This window comes from Moorena sp. SIO2C4 (assembly GCF_010672485.1).
GTDB classification, from domain to species: Bacteria; Cyanobacteriota; Cyanobacteriia; order Cyanobacteriales; family Coleofasciculaceae; genus Moorena; species Moorena producens.
The window spans coordinates 1-2,298 of the sequence record NZ_JAAHGN010001142.1 but is presented as its reverse complement, the minus strand read 5'-3'; the positions used below and the strand labels follow the sequence as shown (position 1 = coordinate 2,298).

Genomic DNA, 2,298 nt, shown 5'->3' with positions numbered 1-2,298 from the left:
TGATTGCTCTAGGAACGCTACCCTGGTGATTAGGTAAACGTAGGGATAGAGCACCAGAGACAACATTGCGATCGCACCCCACAGAGACCGGACATTGGGAAACCAATAATCCTGCACGCTAGTCCAGCCAAACAGCTGCCGCAGCCAGGTCTGTACGGGTCCAAAAAAGTCCAGCATATTGGTGTAAGTATAGGCAAGTAAATAGGCTGGTGCTGCCAGAGGCAGTAGTAAAGCCCATTCAAACACCCGGCTTCCCCAGAAGCGACACATGGTTACTAGCCATGCTGTTGAAACCCCAAGGATTAATACTCCACTACCTACACCTATAATTAACCACAGGGAGTTGACAATGTAACTGCCTAAGACAGTGGAGACTAAATGACTCCATACTTCCGAAGAATCGGAGAACATACTGCCCAGCACAGATAGGACTGGTGCGCAAATCAGGAGTGCGATCGCAATTACGGAGACTGTCCAACCAGGCAAACCCAGACGATGCCATGGTTTGTTACCGCTCAATAGTGCTGAAATTTTTAGTGGCATCGGGAGTTTTCAGGAATGTTTTCAGGGAGCTGAACTCAGAGGCTGTTTATAAAGTAAATGTATAGACAGCGATTAGTCGCTGAATATTGGTGGGTTACGGCGGACAGATCTCTTCAAAGGTGAGCTTTTAAAGTACTCGCCGCCTAACCCACCCTACGCTAAACTCTTGCAAGTATTTAGCAATAAACTATCCTATCAAATAATTGCTAACCTTGAACCAGAACAAAATGATTTTTTTTTTCCGTTCAGGGATTAAATTTTAAGATGCTTGAACTACAAACCAGTCAAGTCAAGGATATTTTGGCTCAGCAGCGCAATTTTTTCAGCACCGGTAAAACCAAAGATGTGGCATTCCGGATCGCCCAACTCAAGCGCCTCAAGCAAGTTATTTTAGAAAATGATACTGCCATTTTAGAAGGCTTGAAAGCCGACCTGCACAAGGCGGAATTTGAATCTTATGCTACCGAAATTATCCTGGTGCAGGAAATTGATCACACCCTCAAGCATATTAAATCCTGGGTCAAGCCGAAAAGAGTCCCGGTCTCAATGGCAAATTTTCCAGGCTCGGGTCAAATTTATCCCGAACCCTTGGGAGTAGTACTGATTATCAGTCCCTGGAACTATCCATTTGCTCTAGCCATTGCGCCTTTAGTGGGTGCGATCGCAGCGGGAAACTGTTGCGTTATCAAACCTTCTGAAATCTCCCCTCACACCTCTGGTGCGATCGCAGAGATTATCCAGAAAAACTTTGACCCTAGCTATATTACTGTAGTGGAAGGGGGAGTAGAAACTAGTCAGGAACTGTTAGCAGAAAAATTCGACCATATCTTGTTCACCGGCAGCACCCAAGTTGGCAGAATTATCATGACTGCTGCTGCCAAACACCTAACCCCCGTCACCCTAGAGTTGGGGGGTAAAAGTCCCTGCATTGTGGAGACAGATGTGCCGATAGAGACTACAGCAAAACGAATTGTTTGGGGTAAGTTTCTCAATGCCGGTCAAACCTGCGTTGCACCAGACTATCTGCTGGTCAATCGGGAGATTAAATCTGATTTACTCCAGGAAATCAAAGCCTGTATCCATAAATTTTATGGAGACGATCCCGCCAAAAGTCCAGATTATGCTCGGATTATCAGTGATAAGCATTATCAGCGTTTGAGTAGCTTACTCAACGATGGTGACATCATAATTGGTGGACAAACTAATCCAGAAGACCGCTATATTGCTCCCACGGTCATCGACAATATTTCCTTAGAGGATAAAGTGATGGAAGAGGAAATCTTTGGTCCGATTCTACCTGTGATTGAATACAGTAATTTAGATGAAGCCATTGGGATAGTTAACCAAAGACCAAAACCATTAGCGCTATATTTTTTCTCCAGAGACAAAGCAAAGCAACAGCAGGTTTTGCAACAGACCTCTGCTGGTGGTGTTTGCTTGAATGAAACAGTTATGCATCTAAATGTTCCTTCCCTACCATTTGGTGGGGTTGGTGATAGTGGCATGGGTGCTTATCATGGGAAAGCTGGTTTTGATACCTTTTCTCACCAAAAAAGCGTGCTTAAGAAATCCTTCTGGCTGGATTTGCAGTTGCGCTATGCTCCCTACAAAGACAAACTCGAACAGATCAAGAAATTTATTAGTGGTTAGTCATTCTTCGTTTTAGGGAGTCGGGAGTCGGTACCCACCACTAACCCCTCCCAGGAGGGGAACGGGAGTCGGGAGTCGGGAGTCGGGAGCTTCGGAGCTAGCGCC

2 protein-coding genes are annotated in these 2,298 nt (G+C 45.5%); one reads left to right on the top strand and one right to left on the bottom strand.

Features of this window, described 5'->3' with window-relative positions:
• Positions 1 to 543 (bottom strand): ABC transporter permease (locus tag F6K20_RS34745; protein WP_502708916.1); only part of this gene is annotated, 543 nt, incomplete at its 3' end.
• Positions 544 to 807: 264 nt separating this feature from the next.
• Here F6K20_RS34745 and F6K20_RS34740 point away from each other — a divergent pair.
• Positions 808 to 2,193 carry an aldehyde dehydrogenase gene (locus F6K20_RS34740; RefSeq protein WP_008184284.1) on the top strand — a complete coding sequence of 462 codons (1,386 nt, stop codon included), beginning with the start codon at positions 808 to 810 and terminating at the stop codon, positions 2,191 to 2,193.
• The last annotated feature ends 105 nt before the right edge of the window (positions 2,194 to 2,298 follow it).